Here is a 20,324-nt window from a genome sequence, read left to right as displayed (position 1 = left end):
AGCCTGGAGGGATCTCATGGAAGCGGTCCTCGCCGGAGTTAGAGAACTGTTACCTGTTCTGCGCGAGCGTGCCCAGGAGACCGAGGATCGCCGCGCGCTGGCACCGGAAACCGTCAAGGCGCTCGCCGAGACCGGCTTCTTCCGCCTGCTGCAACCGGCCCGGTTCGGCGGCCACGAGGCGCACCCGCTCACCTTCCTCACCTCGGTCCGCGAGATCGCCTCGGCCTGCGGCTCCACCGGCTGGGTCGCCTCGGTCATCGGCGTGCACGCCTGGCAGCTCGCGCTCTTCCCCGACCGGGCGCAGCAGGAGGTCTGGGGCAACGACACCGGCACCCGCATGTCGTCGTCCTACGCACCCACCGGCAGGATCACCAGGGTCGACGGCGGCTATCGCGTCGACGGGCGCTGGAGCTTCTCGTCCGGCTGCGACCACGCCACCTGGGTGCTGCTCGGCGGCATCGTCCCGCCCGGCGACGACGGCACCCCCGCCGACTTCTGCACCTTCCTGCTGCCCGCTGCCGACTACACGATCGAGGACGTCTGGCACACCGTCGGCCTCCGCGGCACCGGCTCCAACGACATCGTCGTCGGCAACGCCTTCGTCCCGGCCCACCGCGCGCTGAGTTTCAACGACACGGCCCGCTGCGTCTGCCCCGGCCAGGAGCAGAACCCCGCACCGCTCTACCGGATCCCGTACGCGTCGCTGTTCTCCTACGCGATCACCACCCCGATCATCGGGATGGCGACCGGCGCCTACCAGGCCCACGTCGACCACACGCGCTCCCGCGTACGCGCCTCCTACGTCGGCGTCAAGGCTGCCGAGGACCCGCACTCGCAGGTACGCGTCGCCGAGGCGGCCGGCGACATCGACTCCGCCTGGTTCGCCCTGCAGGCGAACATGCGCGACCTGATGGACCTGGTCACCGCGGGCAGCAGACTCCCGATGCCGCTGCGGTTGCGCGTCCGCCGGGATCAGGTACGCGGCACCGAGCTCGCCATCCGCGCCGTCGACCGGCTCTTCGAGAACTCCGGAGGTCGCGCCCTCGCCGTCGGCACCCCGATCCAGCGCTTCTGGCGCGACGCCCACTCCGGTCGTGTCCACGCGATCAACGACCCGGAACGGGCGCTGTCCATGTTCGGCCGCGGCGAGTTCGGCCTGCCGCTCAACGACGCGATGGTGTGAGATGACACTGGCTTTTCACCGCGACGGCGCGGGGTCACCGGTGGTTCTGCTCCACGGGGGCGGTCCCGGTGCGTCCGCCCGGAGCAATTTCGGCCGTACGATCCCCGCGCTCGCTCCATTCTTCGATGTCATCGCAGTCGACCAGCCCGGATACGGTGGCTCGCTCGGCGACCCCGTCGAAGGGCAGTACTTCACCCACGCCGCGGGCCGGCTGGCCGCCCTGCTCGACAAGCTCGGCATCGAGCAGGCCGACCTGATCGGGAACTCGCTCGGCGGTGGAACGGCCGTGCGGTTCGCCCTGACACATCCGGAACGGGTCCGGCGGCTGCTCCTGATGGGACCCGGCGGTCTGTCACTGAACGTCTTCTCCGCCGACCCCACCGAAGGGGTCAAGCGCCTCGCCGCGTTCGGCCGTGACCCGAGCCGCGAACGGCTGGCCGCGTTCCTCCGTACCCTCGTGTTCGATCCATCCCTGATCACCGGCGAACTGATCGAGGAACGTCTCCAGGCCGCGAGAGACCCGGCCGCCATGCGTGCGATGCGCGAGATGGGGGCGTCGTTCAGCGACCCGCGGACGTACGAGGAAGGGATGCTCTGGCGCGACGCCCACCGGCTGCGCCACGAGACCCTGCTCGTCTGGGGCCGCGAGGACCGGGTCAACCCGCTCGACGGCGCCCTGGTGGCCCTCAAGATCCTGCGCAACGCCCGCCTGCACGTCTTCGGCGGCTGCGGCCACTGGGCCCACCTGGAGAAATTCGACGAGTTCAACCGCCTCGCCATCGACTTCCTGTCCTCGCCCGGAGGGAACCGCTCGTGACAAACCTGATCCGATCCCTCGGCTACCTGCGTGTCGAAGCGACCGACCTGCCCGCCTGGCGTGACTTCGGCGTCAAGGTGCTCGGTATGACCGAGGGCCGCGGCCCCGACCCGCAGGCGGTGTACCTGCGCATGGACGAGATGCCGGCCCGCATCGTGGTGGTGCCCGGCGAGAAGGACCGGCTGGCCGCCTCCGGCTGGGAACTCGCCGGCCCGGCCGCCATGACCGCACTCGTCCGGGTCCTCGACGCGGCCGGCGCAGCCGTCGAACCGGCCGGTGCCGACGAGTTGGCCGACCGCCGTGTCTCCGACCTGATCAGTGTCGACGACCCGGCGGGCAATCGCCTCGAGTTCTTCTGCGGCGCCGCCCTCGACAACCGCCCGTCACTCAGCGCGTACGGCACCCGGTTCGTCACCGGCACCCAGGGCATGGGGCACGTGGTGCTGCCCGCTCGCGACGACCCGGCGTCGCTCCGGTTCTGGACCGAGGTCCTCGGCTTCCGCCTCCGCGACTCGATGCGCCTGATCCCCGAACACCTCGGCCTGCCGCCGAGCGACCACCCACTGTGGATGCGTTTCCTCGGCTGCGGCCCCCGCCACCACAGCGTCGCCCTGGCCCCCATTCCGGCGCCCACCGGACTGGTCCACCTGATGATCGAGACCGAGACTCTCGACGACGTGGGCCGGGCCATCGACCGCTGCGCACGCAACAAGGCGCCGATGATCTCCACCCTGGGCCGTCACGCCAACGACGAGATGGTCTCCTTCTACGTCCGCACACCGAGCGGCTTCGACATCGAGTACGGCTACGGCGGCCTCACCGTCGACGACACGACGTGGGTGGCCCGTCAGACCACCGCCCACAGCGTCTGGGGCCACCGCTTCTCCGGTGGAGGAGGCCATTGACCAGCCCGCCGCCCGCCTACTCCCGCCCCTCCGGCGTGGACAGCCGGCGGTTCCGGCACGTGTTCGGGCACTTCGGCACCGGCGTCACCGTCATCACGGTGGCCGATGCCGACGGCCCGGCCGGCTTCGCCTGCCAGGCGTTCGCGCCGCTCTCGCTCGACCCGCCGCTGGTGCTGTTCTGCCCGCAATCCGGATCGGACACCTGGCGCCGCATCCGTGCCGCCGGAACGTTCTGCGTCAACATCCTCGCGTCCGACCAGCGTGACATCTCCCGGCTCTTCGGCACCCGCGGCACCGACCGGTTCGCCGCCCTCGACCTGACCTCGGCACCCTCCGGTGCTCCCGTCCTGACCGGAGCCCTGACCTGGGCGGACTGCACCGTCGACGCCGTCCACCCGGGCGGGGACCACGTCGTCGTCATCGGCCGGGTGACGTCGCTCGGCCCCTGCCGCGACGCCGCGCCGCTGCTCTTCCACCGCAGCCGCTACACGACGACCACCCCGGTCTCGCCGTACGAGCCACCCGAGGTGGTCGACACCCTGCTCTCCTGGCCCCGCCACACCGACTGGATCTGACCCGGCCGGCGGGCACCCTGCGCTCCTGGCCTCGCCACACCGGCTGGATCTCACCCGCCGGCCATACGTCGGGCCTGTCGACCGCCCGCGAGGCCTGACTGTCGTACGGCCGGCGGGTTGGTTGTGCCATGTTCGGCGGGAGGATGACATCTGGCTTGGTGTCAGCTGGGCGTGCGACTATAGTCGTTTGCAGGGGTCGTGGACGCCGGAGACGCGAGTGTCACGCGGAGCCGGCCGACGTGAATTCCGTGTCGCAAGCTGCCAGATCCGCATCCGGCCTGGCCGGGTCGATCGCTGCTGAGGGGGTGCCCACGTGGGTAGGCTTCGGGAACGGCAATTCGTCCGCAGAGGAGGCCGGTCCGTGAGCGTCGAGTCAGCGCCTGAGTGGCATCGTCCGCCCGTGGAGGGGTACACCGCTGATGACCTGGATCGGATTCCCGATCTCCCGCCGCATGCCGAGCTCATCGACGGGAGTCTTGTCCTCGTGAGCCCGCAGAAGGTGTTTCACACTCTTATGCTCGACCTTCTGACCCAGTCTCTAAGGTCAGCCGCACCTCGGCCGACCTATCGAGTCCGCAGGGACATGTCGGTGGTTCTCAACAACAAACAGCGTCCGGAACCAGATGTGGTCGTCTTGCATGCCGACGCTGAAACAGACCTCACCGCCACGTGGTATCCGGCTCAGGCGGTCGTGCTCGCGGTCGAAGTCGTGTCACCCGAGTCGCTCATCCGTGACCGGTCCCGCAAACCACAGCTGTATGCCGAGGCCGGTATCCCGTATTTCTGGCGGGTCGAGGCTCAGGAGGGCAAGCCGGTCGTCTACGCCTACGAGCTCGATCCGGCCAAGGGGGAGTACGGCTCGCTCGGCATCTTCCACGACCGGGTGGTGCTGACCGTGCCGTTCGAGATCGACATCGACCTCACCGAGATCGAGCGCATGTGACGGTCAGCTGCAGTGCGACCATTCGCTGAGGAATGTCAGGCCGCCCACGGTGCCGCTCCAGCGGATGCAGGTCGCCGGAGCTGCCGCGCTCACCGGACCGGCGTAATACTGGAATGACCCCTTGTCCGCCTTTGTCACGTCGCCCTGCACCTCGAGGATCGCGGCCATCACGGTCTTCTGGTCCAGGGTGTTCGCCTTGATGGTCACCACGCAGTTCATTCCGCCGGATTCCCGGTGGAGCAGGTAGACCGTGCCTCGTAGCACTCCCGCACCGGTCTTCAGCTTCTTCGAGTCGATCACCGCGTAGCCCTCCCCGCAGAGCTGAACCGGATCGCTGTGCGGATTCGTGGCCGGAGCGGTCGAGTCCGGGTCACCGCTCGCGTCCGGGTCGGTGGTCGCCGTGGTGGTGGGCTGATCAGGGTCGGTGGCCGGGTCATCGCCGGGAGCGGTTGTCTCCGCCGGTTTCGCGGTCGTGCCTTTCGGGGACGGCTTCTGCTTTGCGGGACGGGTACCGGCCTCGCCACGGGGCTCGCCGTCCTCGCCGCCGGCCTGCATCTGCGCACCCGGGGGCCCGCCGGCCTGTGATTCGATGACCGGGTCACTGGTACCGTGCCGGTTATCGATGATGATCCCGACACCCGAGAGCAGGGCAACGACAGCGACGGCCGCGAGTACCACGGTCATGTTGCGCCGCCGCGGCGGCACGGCAGTGGCATCACCGCCGACCGAGCCCGTCGCGGCAGTCCCGGCCGCACCGAAAGCGGCAGCGGCAGACCCGGCGGACGCTGAGCCGGCCGGCGCCGCGCCCACGGCGTAATGCCCGCGCGACGGCCCGTCGACCCGGGCGGACCCGGGCGCGACCGAACCTGCGGCTCCGGGCGCGAACGAACCTGCGGCTCCGGGCCGGGCGGGCGAGCTCGGAGCCGGCCGGAAAGCGGCGGAACCGGGCGACGGGGCCGGCGGTGGCGACGCGACTGAGCCGTACGGCGGAGGGTTGCCGCCGGAGGCCGCCATGCCGGGCCGGGCAGATGCCGCACCCCGGGCCGCCGCAGCCAACGCGGACGCGCTGGGGAAACGCTGACCCGGGTCCTTGGCCAGCGCCCGCAGGACGACCGAGGCCACCGCGGCGGGAACGTCGGCCGGCAGGACGGGCGGCAGGCCGTGCACCAGCTGGGCGAGGACGGCGAGCGGGTTGTCGCCGACGTACGGCGGCCGCCCGGCCAGGCAGCTGAAGGCGACGGCACCGAGCGCGTACACGTCGGTGACGGCGGTGACCGGCCGCCCCTCGGCCTGTTCCGGTGCCATGTAGTGCGCACTGCCGAGAACCACGTTGGTGCTGGTGATGCCGGTGATCCCGGTGGACCGGGCCACTCCGAAGTCGACGAGCACGATGGCGCCGGCCGGCCGCACCAGCAGGTTGCTGGGTTTGACGTCGCGATGCACGATGCCGGCCTCGTGGGCGGCGTGCAGGGCGTCGGCCACCTGGGCGACGACGGTCATGGTCTCGGCCGCACCGAGGCGACCGGCCTGCTGGATCTTCTTCGACAGCGGGGTGCCGTCGATGTACTCCATCACGAGATAGTCGAGCCGATGCCCGCCGACCTGCGCATTCTCACCGTAGTCGTAGACCTGCACGATGCCCGGGTGGCGCAGAGCGGCCATCATCCGGGCTTCGGAGCGGAACCTGGTGATGAAGTCGGAATCGGACATCAACGCCGGGAGCAGCACCTTGACCGCGATCTCCCGGTGCAGCAGCAGGTCGTTGCCGCGCCACACCTCGCCCATGCCGCCCGCCGCGATCCGCTGCGTCAACTGGTAGCGGCCGTTGAGCACGTCTCCCGGTGAAAGCACCGGATCATGCTAGTGGGAAAAGTCCACCAGCACCGTCGGTGTGAGCCGTGCGACATGCATGTCCGGCGATCCGTAGAGCCGTGCCGAGGCCCACGCCCGCCGGAGGTAGCGGTGGGCGTCGTGTTCCCAGGTGATCGCGATGCCGCCGTGCATCTGCACCATCTCGGCGGCCACCGCCCGCAGCGTCTCCGAGCAGGTGATCTTCGCGACGGCGGCGAGCCGACCGGCTTCGGGGGAACCGCTGACCAGCGCTTCGACGGCGGATTCGGAGGCCGAGCGGGCGGCCTGCACCCGGATGTACGCCTCGGCGAGGCGATGCTGCAACACCTGGAACGAGCCGATCGGCCGTCCGAACTGATGCCGGTCCTTGACGTGGGCGACGGTCAGTTCGAGGGCACGTTCCGCGGTGCCGACCTGTTCGGCGGCGAGCGCGGCACAGGCGAGGTCCCGTAGCACGGGTGCCGGGCCGTTCAGGCGCCTTCCCGGCACCGCGTCGAGTCGCAGAGTGCCCACCTGCCGGGTCACGTCGAGTGTCGCGGTCACCTCGGCCTCGATCTCCACCTCGTGCAACGCCCCGTCCACCGTGACGAGCACGGTCCCGGCCGCGAAGACGTCCGGGAACACGCCGCTGACCAGGCCGTCGGTCACGTTGCCGGAACCGTCCCAGGCCACGGTCACGACCCGTTCACCGGCGCAGACGGCGGGCAGCAGCCGCCGGCGGGCCTCCTCGTCGCCGGACCGCAGGAGCGCCTCGACGGCCAAGAGGGTGCCGAGCATCGGCGCGGGGCTCAGCACCCGGCCGAGCTCCTCGAGCACGATCGCCGCCTCGGCCAGGGTGGCGCCGGCTCCGCCGTACGCCTCCGGGACGATGAGCCCCGCGACGCCGATCTCCTTGCACAGCCGCGCCCACAGGCCCGCGTCGGGTCCGGCGGAGCCGAGCAGTCCGCGCACCGCCTCCCGCAGCGCCGCACGTTCCTCCACCATCACTCACTTCCTTTTCCATCGGTACGGGCAATGCCCGCCCCCGCCGATTCCGGGCAGCCCCGTGACGGCCACGCGACGTCCGCGCCACTCGCGGCCCCAAGGCGGCTCACGGGCTGAGGCGCCGGGTCACCGGCTGTCGCGCGGCCGTCCGGTGCTGTGCCGGTACCGGTGATCGCGGCGAGCACCCGCGCCCGATGCTGGTCCGGCGTCCCCCAGGACAGGTGCAGTGCCCGGACCAGGGTGAGATGGCGCCCGAGCCGGTGCTCGGCCGTGTACCCGATCGCCCCGTGCACCTGCAGCGCCGTCCGCGCCGCGAGCAGCGCCGCCTGTCCGCACGCGACCTTGGCGGCCGACACATCCCGTCCGGCGTCGAGATCCGCCGCGGTGTCCCGGACCGCTGCGGCGCCGGGATGGCCCGCGGTGTCCCGGACCGCTGCGGCGGCGTGATCCGCCGCGAGGTGCCGGATCGCTGCGGCGCCGAGATGCGGCCCGGTCCAGGCGACCGCCGCCGCGTACAGCAGCGGCCGGGCGAAGTCGAGCGCGACGGCCACGTCCGCCAGCCGGTGCCGCACCGCCTGGAACGAGCCGATCGGCCGCCCGAACTGCGTCCGTGTGCGCGCATACCCGACGGACATGTCAAGCAGTGCCTGCCCGGCCCCGAGCAGCTGAGCCGAACACGCGAGCACCCCCAGATCCAGGGCCTGCCGGATCGGCCGTCCCGTCCCGAGCAGGGCACCGCACTCGACGTCGGCGAGCCGCCGCGCCGGATCCGCGGACTGATGAACCGCCCCGGCCCGCCCGAGACGAACGGCGTCCCCGTCCACGAGCAGGATCAGATCCGCACTGTCCCCGTCGAGGGCGTACGGAAGCCACGGCGGCGCCGCGAGCGATGCGATCACCTGTCCCGCGGCGAGCCCGGCCAGCCGCTCGTCGTCCGGCCCGAGCAGCAGCGGTACGGCCGCGACCGACTCGGCGACCGGTCCCGCGACCGCGTGCCGTCCGAGCTGTTCGCACGCGATCACCAGGTCGTCGGCCCCGGCGCCGAGCCCGCCGGCCCGCTCCGGGATCATCAGCCCGGTGACACCGGCGTCGCCGAGCGCGGCCCACAGCCGACGGTCTGGTCCGGCGCCGTCGTGGGCCGGCGCCTCGCTGAGCATCTCGTGCAGCACGGCGGCGAAGTGGTTCTGTTCCCCGGACGGCGCGAGTCTCATCGCGGCAGGCCCAGCACCCGCTGCGCGAGGATGTCCCGCTGGATCTCGTTGGTTCCCGCGTAGATCGGCCCGGCCAGCGAGAACAGATATCCGGCGGCCCACTCCGGATCGATCTCGGCGTCGGGTCCGAGCAGGTCCGACGCGGTCTCGTGCAGGGCGACGTCGAGTTCGGACCAGAACAGCTTGGTGGCACTCGGCGCGACCGGCACGTCAAGCGACGCGAACGCCCGCATCCGGTACGCCCGGGCCCCGATCCACGCGTCGACCACCCGGCTGGCCCCTGCCGTTGTCTCAGCGGCCCCGGGACAGCGCTGGGTGCCAGCCGCTCCGCTCCGGCCAGACCGCAGCGCTGTATCACCGCACCGGATACAGCGCTGGGTGCCAGCCGCATCGGTCCGGCCAGAATCCGGCGCTGTATCACCGCACCGGATACAGCGCTGGGGTCTGGCCGGGCCGGTGGTCTGCCACAGCTGGAGCAGCCGGCCGGCGGTTGCCGTGAACCGGCCCGGCCCGCGCAGCGACAGGCCGCGCTCGTGCCCGGCCGTGCTCATGGCGACCCGCCAGCCGTCCCCGGCCGTCCCGATCACGTCGGAGTCCGGTACGAACACGTCGTCGAGGAAGATCTCCGCGAACCCGGCCGTCCCGTCGAGCTGCCGGATCGGCCGTACCGTCACGCCCGGTGCGCGGAGGTCGAACATCAGATAGGTGAGGCCCTGGTGCCGCGGCTCGCCGGAGTGACTGCGGAACAGGCCGAACGCCCGGTCCGCGACGACCGCCCGGGAACTCCACGTCTTCAGCCCGGACAGCACCCACCCGCCGCCGGTCCGCACGGCTCGCGACCGGATCGCCGCGAGATCGCTGCCCGCCGACGGTTCCGACCAGGCCTGCGCCCACACCTCGTCACCGCGGGCCATCGGCGGCAGCACCCGCGCGCACTGCTCGGCGGTGCCGTGCGCGAGCAGTGTCGGGGCCAGCAGGAACAGCCCGTTCTGCCCGATCCGCACGGGCGCCCCGGCCGCGTGGTACTCCTCGTCGAACAGCAGCGTGTGCAGCGGTGGTGCGGCCCGTCCGCCGTACTCGACCGGCCACGACACGGCCGCCAGCCCGGCGTCCGCGAGCTTGCGCTCCCATTCCCGGTGGGCGGCGTCACCGGCGGCGGTGTCGACGCCGGGCAGGGGAGCGGACGGAACGTTCTCCCGGAGGAAGGCACGCACGAGATCGCGGAACGCGACGGCGGCCGGGTCGAGGTCGAGGTTCACCTCGCGGCCCTCTTCATGGCGGCGGCGTCGAGACCGGCCAGCGGGTCGTCGCTGACCTCGGCGTTGTGCGAATGAGCCACATGATGCAGGCCGAACACCGCGTCCATCCCGGCGCGCATGCCCATCTGGTCCTCGCACTGGTTCACCGCGCGTTTCGCCAGCGCCAGCCCGAACGGCGGCATCGTGGCGATCCTCGCGGCCACGGCGAGGGTCTCGGTCTCCAGCGCGGCGCGCGGCACGATCCGGTTGACCATCCCGATCTCGTACGCCCGTCGCGCTCCCCATCGATCCCCGGTGAAGAGCATCTCCCGGGCGAGACGCGGTCCCACCATCCACGGGTGGGCGAAGTACTCGACGCCGGGAATGCCCATCCGCAGCACCGGGTCGGCGAAGAACGCGTCCTCGGCCGCGACGATCAGGTCGCACACCCAGGCGAGCATCAGCCCACCGGCCACGCAGGCGCCCTGCACCATGGCGATCGACGGTTTCGGGATGTCCCGCCAGCGCCGGCACATGCCGAGGTAGACCTCCGACTCGCGGGCGTACCGCCGATCGGCTCCGGCCTTCGTGGTGTGGTCCCACCAGGTCACCGCCCGTCGCGGGAACGGCGTGTCGGCGTCGCGTTCCGGGGTGCCGATGTCGTGCCCGGCGGAGAAGTGATCGCCCGCGCCGGCCAGCACGATCACCCGTACGTCATCGTCGTCGACGGCCCGGGTGAACGCGTCGTCGAGCGCGTACGTCATGGCCGAGTTCTGCGCGTTGCGGTAACGCGGCCGGTTCATCGTGACGAGCGCGACCGGCCCGCGCCGCTCGTAGAGCACCTCGTCGCTCATGCGGGTCCTCCTCCGGATCGTCCTTCCGGCCCTGGCGTGCGGTGTGGAAGGGCCGGGGCGGTGGGCTCCCGCAGCAGGTATTTGAGGACCTTCCCGCTCGCGTTGTGCGGGAGTTCGGACCGCAGCTCGACCGAGCGTGGCGCCTTGTAGCCGGCGAGCCGTTCCCGGCAGAAGGCGATCACCGCGTCCGGGTCGGGTTCGTGCCCGGGCCGCGGCACCACATAGGCGCGGCCGATCTCGCCGAGCCGTTCGTCGGGCACCCCCACGACGGCCACCTCGGCCACGCCGGGCAGCCCGGCGATCACCCGTTCCACCTCGGCCGGGTAGACGTTGAAGCCGCCGCACACGTACATGTCCTTGAGCCGGTCGGTGATCGTCAGGTTGCCGTGCTCGTCGAGCCGTCCCACGTCGCCGGTGTGCAGCCAGCCGTCCGGGTCGACGGCCGACGCGGTGGCGTCCGGGTCGTCGAGGTAGCCGAGCATCAGGTTGGGCCCGCGCAGCAGCACCTCGCCGTCCTTCTCGGCGATCCGCACCTCGAATCCGGCGGCGGCCCGCCCGCTGGTGCACGCGACGGTCCGGGTGTCGTCGCCGGGCCGGCACATGGTCGCCACCACGGCCTCGGTCAGTCCGTACGCGGTCAGGACCGTCGCGAAGCCCAGCTCGTCGCGGATCCGCTCGACCAGCACCGGTGGCACGGCCGCGGCTCCGGTGACGGCCAGCCGCAGCGATCCGAGCGAGCGCCCGATCCGGCTCTGATGGCCGAGCAGCCCCAGGTAGAGGGTCGGCGGCCCGGGCAGCACGGTGACGTGCTCGTGCTCGATCAGGTCGAAGGTGCGCGGCACGTCGAACACGGCTTGCGGCACGATCGTCGCCCCGCTGGTCAGGCACGCCAGGATGCCGGCTTTCAGGCCGAAGCTGTGGAAGAACGGGTTGATCACCAGGTAGCGGTCGCGGACGCTCAGCCCGGCGATCCCGGCCCACGCGCGCGCCACGCCCAGCGACTGCCGGTGCGCGCTCATCACGCCCTTGCTGACCCCGGTGGTGCCGGAGGTGAACAGGATGTCGGCGAGGTCGTCCGGACGTACCGCCGAGGCCCTTGCGGAGGCCGTGGCCACCGGGACCGCGGCAGCCCGGCCGAGGAACGCGTCCCAGTGCGGCAGTGGGAGCACGAAGGGCGGCAGGGTCCCGGCCGGGAGCGACGCGAGCCGGTCGATGCCGAGGAACGGCCCGGTCACGATCAGGCCCTTCGCGTGGCTGCGGCGGATGATGCCGGCCGCCTCACCGCCGGTGAACCGGGTGTTGATCGGTACGAGAGTCGCTCCGGCGCAGGCCACACCGAGGGCGGCCAGCACCCAGCGCGCGGTGTTCGGCGCCCAGAGCGCGACCCGGTCGCCGGGTGCGATGCCGGACGCGATCAACGCGCGCGCAACGGTCGTCACATCGTCGTGCAGCTCGGCGAAGTTCCACCGCCGCTGATACGGATCGACCAGCGCGGGTTCCCTGCCGTAATCGTGCGCTGCCCGTGCCACCGCCGCCGGAACGGTCTCCATCGGACCTCCCAGGCCGTACCGGGACGGCCATGCCGGGACGGCCGTACCGAAAGCTTTACCAAGCAAGTGCTTGGTCGGTAGCGTGAGCCTACGCGTGATCGGGGAGGCGACGCCAGTGACCGACGACGATGCGTTCCGGCGGGAGATCCGCGAGTGGCTGGCCGCCAACGTGACCGGCGATCTGCGCGGGGCCGGCGGTCCCGGCCGGGAGAACCAGGCCTTCGAGCAGCGGCTCGCCTTCGCCCGGCGGCTCGCCGCGGCCGGCTGGACCACGCTGGCGTGGCCGGTGGCACACGGTGGGCGCGGCGCGTCCCTGTCCCAGCAGGTCATCTTCCATGAGGAGTACGCGAGAGCCGGCGCCCCGAGCCGCGTCGACCACATCGGCACCACCATGGTCGGCCCCACCCTGATCGATCTCGGCACACCCGGACAGCGGCGCCGCTTCCTGCCGGCCCTGGCCGCGGTCGAGGACCTGTGGTGCCAGGGCTACTCCGAGCCCGGCGCCGGTTCGGACCTGGCCGGGGCGACGACCCGCGCGCGGCTCGACGGCGGCCGGTGGGTGATCAGCGGCCAGAAGGTGTGGACCTCACTGGCTCACGTGGCGGACTGGTGTTTCGTGCTGGCCCGTACGGCACCCGCGCCAGCCGGAGGCCCGCGCTCGGCGGGACTGTCCTACCTGCTCGTGCCGATGCGGCAGCCCGGCGTCACGGTCCGGCCGATCCGGCAGCTGACCGGGGACAGCGAGTTCAACGAGGTGTTCTTCGACGACGCGGTCACCGAGGCGGACCTGGTCGTCGGCGAACCGGGACAGGGCTGGAAGGTCGCCATGGCCACCCTCGCCCACGAGCGCGGCGCCGCCACCGTCGGCCAGCAGATCGGCTTCCAGCGTGACCTGGACGACCTGGTCGAGGTGGCGCGGTGCATCGGCGCGGCAGCCGATCCGCTGCTGCGCGACCGGCTCACCCGGGCCTGGATCGATCTCACCGTGCTGCGTGCGCACACCCTGCGGGTCCTGCGTGAGCCGTCGCCGGCCGCGCCCTCGGTGATCAAACTGCTCTGGACCCGCTGGCGTCAGGGTCTCGGCGAACTCGCCATGGACGTCCTCGCCCACGGTGACGCCGACCCGTCGTCGGTGCGCCGCTGGGAGACGTACTTCCTGTTCAGCCGGGCGGACACCATCTACGGCGGCTCCAACGAGATCCAGCGCGGCATCATCGCCGAACGGGTGCTCGGTCTGCCCCGGCAGGCTCGCGGATGATCGGGACCGGACCGCCGGGGCACGACCTGCTGGCCGGAAAGGTCGTGGTGGTCACCGCGGCGGCCGGTGCCGGCATCGGCTCGGCGGTGGCCCGCCGCTGCCTCGACGAGGGTGCGCGGGTGGTGCTCGGCGACAGTCACGAGCGCCGCCTCGGCGAGACCCGTGATCTGCTGTCGTCCGCCTATCCGGGCCGGGTGTGGGCGGTGCCCTGCGACGTCACCGACGAGGCCGCGGTCCGGCGGTTGATCGGCGGAGCGGTCTCCCGGTACGGGCGGCTCGACGTGCTGGTCAACAACGCCGGGCTGGGCGGCAACCGGCCGGTGACCGAGATGGAGGACGGGGAGTGGGAGCTGGTCCTGGACGTCACGCTGACCGGTACGTTCCGGTGCACCCGCGCCGCGCTGCGCCAGATGATCGCCCAGGGCGGGGGCGGGGCGATCGTCAACAACGCGTCGGTGCTCGGCTGGCGGGCCCAGGCCGGTCAGGCCCACTACGCGGCGGCCAAGGCCGGGGTGATGGCGTTCACCCGCTGCACGGCGCTGGATGTGGCGGCGCACGGAATCCGGGTCAACGCGGTGGCGCCGAGTCTGGCCGCCCATCCGTTCCTGGCGAAGGTGATGAGCGAGGCGGAGCTGGACGCGCTGGCGCGGCGGGAGGCGTTCGGGCGGGCCGCCGAACCGTGGGAGGTAGCGACCGTGGTGGCGTTCCTGGCCAGTGACTACGCGTCCTATCTCACCGGTGAGGTGGTCTCGGTGAGCAGCCAGCATCCGTAACCCTTTCCATCGATGTTACGGAGCAGTAGATTGAAACGCGTTCTAGTTTCTGGGCGGGGGGGTTCCTGGGAGGACGCGATGCGGCGGATCACCGGTGCGGCAGTGTTCGGTCTCGGCATAGTGTGTCTGCTCTTCGCGATGGCTCTGGCCTGGGTCATCGTGCCGTCCCAGCGGAAGGTGCCGCTCGATCTGGTGCCGCCCGACGTGGCCGTGGAGACCGCGAACGCGTCGTTCGTACAGGCGAAGGCTCTCCCGAACGGGACGCCGCAGGTGGTCGTGGAGAACGCCGGCCTGCGCTCCGTCACGGGCATCAAACCGGACTTCCAGGCGGCCGCCGGGCTCGACGGCGAGACCCTGGTCTGGAACGTGTACCACGCCACGAACCGGATCGACACCGGCGAGATCATCAACAGTGCCGAGAGCCGCGTCGCCCTCGACCGCCGGTCCGGCGAGGCGGTGCCGTGGGAGGGTCAGTGCCACGTCGAGGTCCAGGCGCCCTGCACACCCGGAAACGTGGCGTTCGCCGGCCAGCTCTACCTCTTCCCGTTCGGCACCGAGAAGCGCACCTACCAGTACTGGGACTCCACTCTCGGCCGGGTGCTGCCGATCGAGTACCAGGCCGAGGTGGAGTACAACGGGCTGCCCGCGTACCGGTTCCTGCAGCGGGTCCCCGAGCAGCGGGTCGAGATGAGCCCGGACAGCCTGGGCGCGTTGCTGGCCTTCCTGGCGCCCGGAGCGACCAGCGGGACCATCTCCTACCGGGCCACCCGCACGCTGTGGGTCGAACCGCAGACCGGCGCCATCATCGGGTACCTGGAGCAGCAGCACCGCGAGCTGGTGCCGGACATCGGCGAGCGGGTCGTCATCTTCGACGCCGACCTGCGGTACGACCAGGCCACCATGAAAGCGGTCGGCGAGCAGGCGGCGAACGGCCGGGACCAGCTCAACCTGCTCGGGAAGTGGGTGCCGGCCGGCCTTGCCGTCCTCGGGCTGGCGGGCATCGTCGCGGGCCTGCTGCTGGCGAGCGGGCCGGGGCGGCGGGGCGGTCACCGGGCGGCCGGCGTGCCCGAGCCGGTGAGGACGCCGGTGCCGTAGGGCGGTCTCCGCGCCACCCGGGTGCGCGTGGCCGTACAGAACAAGGCATTGTCTCCCCCGCCGAAGCGGGGGAGGCGGGCGAACCTATCGTTGTCCGTAGAATTCCGGCGGGAGCATCGGGTCGTTCCCGATGGAGTTCTGGGCGACCTCGCTGGCGGTGGGATTCAGCGCCGTCATCACCGCGGTGACGCCGACGGCGGCCAGCGCCGTCGCGAGGACCGCGCTGAGCAGCATGACCTTGATGGGGACCATGGGTGGCTCCTCTACAGGCGTTCGATGATCGTCGCGGTCGACATCGCCCCACCGGCGCACATGGTGACCAGCGCCGTCGTCGAGTCTGACCGCTCCAGCTCGTGCAGGGCGGTGGTCAGCAGGCGGGCCCCGGTGCTCCCCACCGGATGGCCCAGGGCCAGCGCCCCGCCGTTGACGTTGACCCGGTCCGGATCGGCGCGGTGCACGGCGAGCCAGGAGAGCACCACGCCGGCGAACGCCTCGTTCACCTCGCACCGGTCCAGGTCGTCGATCTTCATGCCGGCCCGGGCCAGGACCCGGTCGGTGGCCGCGATCGGCCCGTCCAGGTGGTAGTAGGGCTCGGCCCCGACCAGGCACTGCGCGACGATCCGCGCCCGCGGCCGCAGTCCGAGACCGCGGGCCCGGCCGGCGTCCATCAGCAGCACGGCCGCCGCTCCGTCGGAGATCTGCGACGAGGTGCCGGCCGTGTGCCGGCCGTCCGGAAGCACCGGTTTCAAGCCGGACAGCCCCTCGAAGGTGGTCTCGCGCAATCCCTGGTCACGGTGCACGTCACCGACCGGGATCACCTCACGGTCGAACCGGCCCCCGGCCCATGCCCGAGCCGCATGACTCTGCGAGCGCACCCCGAACCGGTCCAGGTCGGCGCGGGTGAGACCGCGGCGCTCGGCGATCCGCTCGGCCGCCACGTACTGGTTGGGCAGATCGAGGTCCCAGGAGTCCGGCCGGGGGAGCCCCGCGTCGCCGAGGTTGGCACGCAACGGGACCCGGCTCATCGACTCGACCCCGCAGGCCACGCCCGCACTGATCGCGTCGGTGGCGATCAGGCCGGCGATCAGGTGCGCGGCCTGCTGCGCCGAACCGCACTGGGCGTCGATCGTGGTGCAGCCGGTGGTGTGCGGCAGTCCGGCGTGCAGCCAGGCCGTACGCGTGATGTTGTTCGACTGCTCGCCGCCCTGGGTGACGCAGCCGCCGATCGCCTGCTCCACCTCGTGGTTTCCGGCGATCCGGCGCAGGGCCACCCCCAGCAGCTCGGCCGGGTGCAGGCCGGACAGCCAGCCGCCACGCTTGCCGATCGGGGTCCGGATCGCATCGACGATCACCGGTACGCCCACCGCGACCTCCAGCTAGAACGTGTTCTCGATTGAAGCTACCAAATCTCTCTGTTCCCGTGTTTGAATCGGTAGAACTTGTTGCTGTAGGAGGAGCTGTGGCTGAGCCGCGCACCCGCATCGACCCCACCGATCCGGACATCTACCTGCACGGCATCCCGCACGCCGAGTTCGCCGAGATGCGCCGCAGCGAACCGGTCCGCTGGATCCCGCAGATGCGTGGCAGCGCCGGATTCGACGACGACGGCTACTGGGCCGTCACCCGGCACGCCGACGTGATGGCGGTGTCGCGTAACAGCGACACGTTCTCCAGCCGGGAGAACACCGCGATCGCCCGGTTCCAGCCGGACATGACCCGCGAGGGTATCGAGATGCAGCAGGCCATCCTGCTCAACATGGACCCGCCGCAGCACACGGCGCAGCGCGCCATCGTGTCCCGCGGTTTCACTCCGCGGGCCGTCAACAGCCTGCGGACCGCGCTGGAGGCCCGCGCTCTGAGGATCGTGTCCGGCGCGGCCGCCGCTCCGGGTGGCGACTTCGTCACCGACGTCGCCTGCGAACTGCCCCTTCAAGCGATCGCCGAACTTCTCGGCGTGCCGCAGGAGGACCGCCGCAACGTCTTCGAGTGGTCCAACTCGATGATCGGCTACGACGATCCGGAGTTCAGCGGCGCCGACCCGATGGAGTCCGCCATGGGCCTGCTCGGGTACGCCATGCAGATGGCCGACGAGCGCCAGACCTGCCCGCGCGACGACATCGTCACCACCCTCGTCAAGGCCGAGATCGACGGCGAGCACCTGTCCGTCGACGAGTTCGGCTTCTTCGTGCTGATGCTCGCCGTGGCCGGCAACGAGACGACCCGCAACGCCATCTCGCACGGCATGCACGCGCTGCTGTCCCATCCGGAGCAGTGGGAGCTGTTCAAACAGACCCGCCCGCGTACGGCCGTCGACGAGTTCGTCCGCTGGGGCAGCCCGATCAACGTGTTCCAGCGCACCGCGCTGCACGACACGGTGCTGGCCGGCCAGCCGATCCGCAAGGGCCAGCGGGTCGCGATGTTCTACGGCTCGGCGAACTACGACGACGCGGTGTTCGCCGACCCGTACACCTTCGACATCACCCGCAGCCCCAACCCGCACCTCGGCTTCGGCGGCAGCGGCGCCCACTTCTGTCTCGGCGCCAACCTGGCCCGCCTCGAGATCGATCTGATCTTCCACGCGATCGCCGACCACATGCCCGGGATCAGTCTGGCCGGCGAACCCCAGCGGCTGCGCTCGGGCTGGATCAACGGCATCAAGCACCTCCCGGTCCGCTACCGCTGAGACCCGCCGGCCGTACCCCAGGCCCCGGCCTGAGCGGGCCGGCGGCGGCCACGCCGGGCACTTCCCCGGCAAGCCGGTCAGGTGATCGCGTGACCGAATTCCGCGGCGAGCGGGGCCAGGTCGGGCGCACCGAACCGGTCCACCAGTGACTCGAACCGCTTGACCTTGTCGTCACCGAACCGGGCGACGCGCGCCGAGAAGGTCTCGGGGGAGAGGAACCGCGGCGGGGAGCTCTTGCTGTGGAACTTGTCGGCGTACATGACGAGGTCCTCCTCGCCGCTCTCGGCGAGGTAGTCGCCCGGCGGGAGCGGGAGCCGCTGGCTCAGCACGTCGTCGCGGGTGATACCGACCCCGGTGTGGTGGGCGCAGAACCGGCGCAGCGTCTCCGGCAGACCGGCCTCACCGAGCAGCTCGTAACCGAGCAGGCCGTGCCGCACGTAGTGGTCGCCGGGCTCCAGGCGGTACACCCCGATGTCGTGCAGCAGGCATCCGGCCCGGACCAGCGCCATGTCCACGTCGCCGCCGCCGACCTGCTCGGCGATCCGGCAGACGATCACCGAGTGGGTCCACACCAGCTCGAAGGCCTCGGCTGACGGGGCGAAGCGCTCGTGCAGCGCCCTGATCTCGTCGTCCCCGGGTATCAACATCGCCTCGAGGCTACCTCGCGCCGCAGCTCGGGCGTGCGCGCGGCGATCAGTGCCACCGCAACGACGCAGAGGATCCCGCCGCTGACCAGGGCGGCCGGTGCCGACGTCGACGCCGCGACCAGACCGCCGCGCAGGTTGCCGACGTCCGGGCCGGCCTGGCCGACGATCTGTTCGGCCGCCACCACCCGGCCCAGGTACGCGTCCGGCGTGTGCCACTGCACGACGGTGCCCCGGGACACCACCGCGACCGTGTCGGCGGCCCCGGCCACGGCCAGCAGCGTCAGCCCCGACCAGACGTCCGGCGCGATCCCGAACAGCCCGAGAGCGGCACCCCACGTCAGTGACCCGGCGAACATCATCGGTCCGGGCCGGTTCAGGCGGGTGAACGACCCGGACAGGGCGGACGCCGCCACCCCGCCGACGGCGATCGCACTCAGGAACAGCCCCAGAGTGCGCGGGTCGCCGCCGAACCGGTCCGCGTTCACCATCGGGAACAGGCTGATCGGCATGGCGAGCACGGTCGCCGCCAGGTCGGTGAGCAGCGCACCGCGGACCGTCCGGTGCCCGGCCAGGAACCGCAGCCCGGCGAGCACACCGTGCCGGACGGGGGCCTCGGACCGCGCCGGCGGCATCGGTGGCAGCATGGCGACGGCAGCGATCACGCCCGCGAACGACACGGCGTTGATCAGGTAGCAGGCGCCCGGCCCGGCGAGGGCCACGACCACTCCGCCGAGCGCCGGTCCGAGCAACATCGAGACCTGGAAACCGACCCGTTTCAGTGCCAGCCCCGCGGCGACCTGACCGGCGGGCAGCAGGCGCGGCAGGATGGTCATCCCGGCCGGTCCGCCGCCGGCGGCGAACACCGCGTTGGCCGCGACCAGTGCCAGCAGCAGCACCACTGGGGACGAATCGGCGAAGCCCTGGACGGCCAGCAGGGCCGCGCACGCCGCCTGCCCGGCCGCGGTGAACAGATAGAACCGGCGGCGGTCGGTGCGGTCGGCGAGCGATCCGGCGAACAGGCCGAAGAGGATGATCGGCAGTGCCTGGGCCATGCCGGCGGCCCCGGTCCAGATCGGGCTGCGGGTCGATTCCCAGACCTGGTACAGCACCGCCACCTGGGCCATCTGGCCGCCCAGCCCGGAGAACAGCTGCCCGGTCCACAGCCGCCGGAACTCCGGCGACGCCCGCAGTGGTGCGACGTCGAGCAGGGCCCGTCTCACCGCCGCCACTCCGGATCGCCGGCCAGCCGCTCGGTGATCCGGTCGTGCAGGCTCTTGCGCTCGAGGGCGGCCTCGATGTCGCGGACCACCCGGGTCAGCGGGTAGGGGATCTCCGCCTCGATCTCGGCGATCGCCGCCTCGGTGGCCCGCCACTCGGCGGCCAGCCGCCCGACCACCGCCCGCGCCCGGTCGGTCAGGTCGACCCGCTTGCTGCGGGCGTCCGGCCCGGGGACGGTCCGCACCCAGCCGGCCGAGCGCATGGCCGCCACCTTCTGGCTCATCGCCGAATGGGTGCGCTGCACCGACACGGCAAGCTCGGTGATCGTCATGGGCCCGTGCACCCCGAGCCGGATCAGTTCCATCACCCAGTTCGGCTTGAGCCCGTCGATCCGTGCGTCGGCGTAGACCCGCGCGATCTCGTCGTCCATGGCGGCCTGCAGCAGCCGCCATGGACGCCAGGCACTCTCCTCGGTGGGGTCGGCGAGCCAGTCGTCGGTCATCCGCAGACTGTAACAGCACTTATATAAGCACTGTTAC

The 20,324-nt window shown here is 71.6% G+C and carries 19 protein-coding genes and 1 pseudogene; 9 read left to right on the top strand and 11 right to left on the bottom strand.

Annotation, left to right across the window (positions count from 1 at the left end):
• The first annotated feature begins 16 nt into the window (after window positions 1–16).
• From hsaA to AB0G04_RS05900, 5 genes are all read left to right on the top strand, one after another.
• A complete protein-coding gene (hsaA, locus tag AB0G04_RS05920; RefSeq protein WP_360977102.1) occupies window positions 17–1,183 on the top strand; it encodes a 3-hydroxy-9,10-secoandrosta-1,3,5(10)-triene-9,17-dione monooxygenase oxygenase subunit in 1,167 nt (388 codons plus the stop codon).
• A gap of 1 nt (window position 1,184) precedes the next feature.
• Window positions 1,185–2,000, top strand: a complete 816-nt coding sequence (gene hsaD, locus AB0G04_RS05915) for a 4,5:9,10-diseco-3-hydroxy-5,9,17-trioxoandrosta-1(10),2-diene-4-oate hydrolase (RefSeq protein WP_360977099.1) — start codon at window positions 1,185–1,187, stop codon at window positions 1,998–2,000.
• Entirely contained in the window at window positions 1,997–2,905 is a 909-nt protein-coding gene (gene hsaC / locus AB0G04_RS05910) for an iron-dependent extradiol dioxygenase HsaC (RefSeq protein WP_360977096.1), read from the top strand. The genes hsaD and hsaC overlap by 4 nt, the downstream gene beginning before the upstream one ends.
• Window positions 2,902–3,480: a 3-hydroxy-9,10-secoandrosta-1,3,5(10)-triene-9,17-dione monooxygenase reductase subunit gene (hsaB, locus tag AB0G04_RS05905; protein ID WP_360977093.1), complete on the top strand. Its 579-nt coding sequence runs from the start codon at window positions 2,902–2,904 to the stop codon at window positions 3,478–3,480. The genes hsaC and hsaB overlap by 4 nt, the downstream gene beginning before the upstream one ends.
• Before the next feature lie 400 nt (window positions 3,481–3,880).
• Window positions 3,881–4,423, top strand: a complete 543-nt coding sequence (locus AB0G04_RS05900) for a Uma2 family endonuclease (protein WP_360977090.1) — start codon at window positions 3,881–3,883, stop codon at window positions 4,421–4,423.
• Between the two features lie 1,026 nt (window positions 4,424–5,449).
• On the opposite strand, the pseudogene AB0G04_RS05895 reads toward AB0G04_RS05900, so the two are convergent.
• The 6 genes and pseudogenes from AB0G04_RS05895 to AB0G04_RS05870 form a co-directional block, all read right to left on the bottom strand.
• Window positions 5,450–6,274, bottom strand: a pseudogene (locus tag AB0G04_RS05895) (serine/threonine-protein kinase); the annotation flags it as partial.
• Between the two features lie 9 nt (window positions 6,275–6,283).
• Window positions 6,284–7,258 carry an acyl-CoA dehydrogenase family protein gene (locus AB0G04_RS05890; RefSeq protein WP_360977087.1) on the bottom strand — a complete coding sequence of 325 codons (975 nt, stop codon included), beginning with the start codon at window positions 7,256–7,258 and terminating at the stop codon, window positions 6,284–6,286.
• Window positions 7,258–8,469: an acyl-CoA dehydrogenase family protein gene (locus AB0G04_RS05885; RefSeq protein WP_360977084.1), complete on the bottom strand. Its 1,212-nt coding sequence runs from the start codon at window positions 8,467–8,469 to the stop codon at window positions 7,258–7,260. Before AB0G04_RS05885 ends, AB0G04_RS05890 begins: the two co-directional genes overlap by 1 nt.
• A complete protein-coding gene (locus AB0G04_RS05880; protein WP_360977081.1) occupies window positions 8,466–9,728 on the bottom strand; it encodes an acyl-CoA dehydrogenase family protein in 1,263 nt (420 codons plus the stop codon). The genes AB0G04_RS05885 and AB0G04_RS05880 overlap by 4 nt, the downstream gene beginning before the upstream one ends.
• Window positions 9,725–10,561: an enoyl-CoA hydratase gene (locus AB0G04_RS05875; RefSeq protein WP_360977078.1), complete on the bottom strand. Its 837-nt coding sequence runs from the start codon at window positions 10,559–10,561 to the stop codon at window positions 9,725–9,727. The genes AB0G04_RS05880 and AB0G04_RS05875 overlap by 4 nt, the downstream gene beginning before the upstream one ends.
• A complete protein-coding gene (locus AB0G04_RS05870; RefSeq protein WP_360977075.1) occupies window positions 10,558–12,111 on the bottom strand; it encodes a FadD3 family acyl-CoA ligase in 1,554 nt (517 codons plus the stop codon). The genes AB0G04_RS05875 and AB0G04_RS05870 overlap by 4 nt, the downstream gene beginning before the upstream one ends.
• A gap of 82 nt (window positions 12,112–12,193) precedes the next feature.
• Here AB0G04_RS05870 and AB0G04_RS05865 point away from each other — a divergent pair, with 82 nt between their 5' ends.
• The 3 genes from AB0G04_RS05865 (at window position 12,194) to AB0G04_RS05855 (ending at window position 15,237) form a co-directional block, all read left to right on the top strand.
• On the top strand, window positions 12,194–13,369 hold the full coding sequence (locus tag AB0G04_RS05865) for an acyl-CoA dehydrogenase family protein (protein WP_360977072.1): 1,176 nt from the start codon (window positions 12,194–12,196) through the stop codon (window positions 13,367–13,369).
• Window positions 13,366–14,142, top strand: a complete 777-nt coding sequence (locus tag AB0G04_RS05860; RefSeq protein ID WP_360977067.1) for an SDR family oxidoreductase — start codon at window positions 13,366–13,368, stop codon at window positions 14,140–14,142. Before AB0G04_RS05865 ends, AB0G04_RS05860 begins: the two co-directional genes overlap by 4 nt.
• Before the next feature lie 78 nt (window positions 14,143–14,220).
• On the top strand, window positions 14,221–15,237 hold the full coding sequence (locus AB0G04_RS05855) for a DUF3068 domain-containing protein (RefSeq protein ID WP_360977064.1): 1,017 nt from the start codon (window positions 14,221–14,223) through the stop codon (window positions 15,235–15,237).
• 84 nt (window positions 15,238–15,321) lie between these two features.
• Here the strand turns inward: AB0G04_RS05855 and AB0G04_RS05850 are convergent, their stop codons facing one another.
• Window positions 15,322–15,489 carry a hypothetical protein gene (locus AB0G04_RS05850; protein ID WP_360977061.1) on the bottom strand — a complete coding sequence of 56 codons (168 nt, stop codon included), beginning with the start codon at window positions 15,487–15,489 and terminating at the stop codon, window positions 15,322–15,324.
• 11 nt (window positions 15,490–15,500) lie between these two features.
• Window positions 15,501–16,601 carry a steroid 3-ketoacyl-CoA thiolase gene (locus tag AB0G04_RS05845; RefSeq protein WP_360977058.1) on the bottom strand — a complete coding sequence of 367 codons (1,101 nt, stop codon included), beginning with the start codon at window positions 16,599–16,601 and terminating at the stop codon, window positions 15,501–15,503.
• Window positions 16,602–16,696: 95 nt separating this feature from the next.
• On the opposite strand from AB0G04_RS05845, the gene AB0G04_RS05840 reads away from it, so the two are divergent.
• Window positions 16,697–17,920, top strand: a complete 1,224-nt coding sequence (locus AB0G04_RS05840; RefSeq protein WP_360977055.1) for a cytochrome P450 — start codon at window positions 16,697–16,699, stop codon at window positions 17,918–17,920.
• A gap of 77 nt (window positions 17,921–17,997) precedes the next feature.
• Here AB0G04_RS05840 and AB0G04_RS05835 read toward each other — a convergent pair whose 3' ends face one another.
• Genes AB0G04_RS05835 through AB0G04_RS05825 form a run of 3 tightly spaced genes read right to left on the bottom strand, consistent with a single transcriptional unit; the run spans window position 17,998 to window position 20,287 of the window.
• Window positions 17,998–18,567, bottom strand: a complete 570-nt coding sequence (locus AB0G04_RS05835; protein WP_360977050.1) for an HD domain-containing protein — start codon at window positions 18,565–18,567, stop codon at window positions 17,998–18,000.
• On the bottom strand, window positions 18,561–19,787 hold the full coding sequence (locus AB0G04_RS05830) for an MFS transporter (RefSeq protein ID WP_360977047.1): 1,227 nt from the start codon (window positions 19,785–19,787) through the stop codon (window positions 18,561–18,563). The genes AB0G04_RS05835 and AB0G04_RS05830 overlap by 7 nt, the downstream gene beginning before the upstream one ends.
• Window positions 19,784–20,287, bottom strand: coding sequence for a MarR family transcriptional regulator (locus tag AB0G04_RS05825; RefSeq protein ID WP_360977044.1), 504 nt, complete (start codon window positions 20,285–20,287; stop codon window positions 19,784–19,786). Before AB0G04_RS05825 ends, AB0G04_RS05830 begins: the two co-directional genes overlap by 4 nt.
• Window positions 20,288–20,324: the final 37 nt, after the last annotated feature.

Origin of the sequence: Actinoplanes sp. NPDC023801 (genome assembly GCF_040639655.1) — a bacterium.
Taxonomy (GTDB): Bacteria; Actinomycetota; Actinomycetes; order Mycobacteriales; family Micromonosporaceae; genus Actinoplanes.
The sequence above is the reverse complement of the archived record's forward strand: the minus strand, read 5'-3'. Positions and strand labels throughout refer to the sequence as shown.

Coding starts and splice junctions, on each gene's coding strand:
- AB0G04_RS05890 (WP_360977087.1), bottom strand. CDS start 7,258: ATGGTGGAGGAACGTGCGGCGCTGCGGGAGGCGGTGCGCGGACTGCTC.
- hsaD (WP_360977099.1), top strand. CDS start 1,185: ATGACACTGGCTTTTCACCGCGACGGCGCGGGGTCACCGGTGGTTCTG.
- AB0G04_RS05860 (WP_360977067.1), top strand. CDS start 13,366: ATGATCGGGACCGGACCGCCGGGGCACGACCTGCTGGCCGGAAAGGTC.
- AB0G04_RS05825 (WP_360977044.1), bottom strand. CDS start 20,287: ATGACCGACGACTGGCTCGCCGACCCCACCGAGGAGAGTGCCTGGCGT.
- AB0G04_RS05875 (WP_360977078.1), bottom strand. CDS start 10,561: ATGAGCGACGAGGTGCTCTACGAGCGGCGCGGGCCGGTCGCGCTCGTC.
- hsaA (WP_360977102.1), top strand. CDS start 17: ATGGAAGCGGTCCTCGCCGGAGTTAGAGAACTGTTACCTGTTCTGCGC.
- AB0G04_RS05855 (WP_360977064.1), top strand. CDS start 14,221: ATGCGGCGGATCACCGGTGCGGCAGTGTTCGGTCTCGGCATAGTGTGT.
- AB0G04_RS05835 (WP_360977050.1), bottom strand. CDS start 18,567: ATGTTGATACCCGGGGACGACGAGATCAGGGCGCTGCACGAGCGCTTC.
- AB0G04_RS05850 (WP_360977061.1), bottom strand. CDS start 15,489: ATGGTCCCCATCAAGGTCATGCTGCTCAGCGCGGTCCTCGCGACGGCG.
- AB0G04_RS05870 (WP_360977075.1), bottom strand. CDS start 12,111: ATGGAGACCGTTCCGGCGGCGGTGGCACGGGCAGCGCACGATTACGGC.
- AB0G04_RS05885 (WP_360977084.1), bottom strand. CDS start 8,469: ATGAGACTCGCGCCGTCCGGGGAACAGAACCACTTCGCCGCCGTGCTG.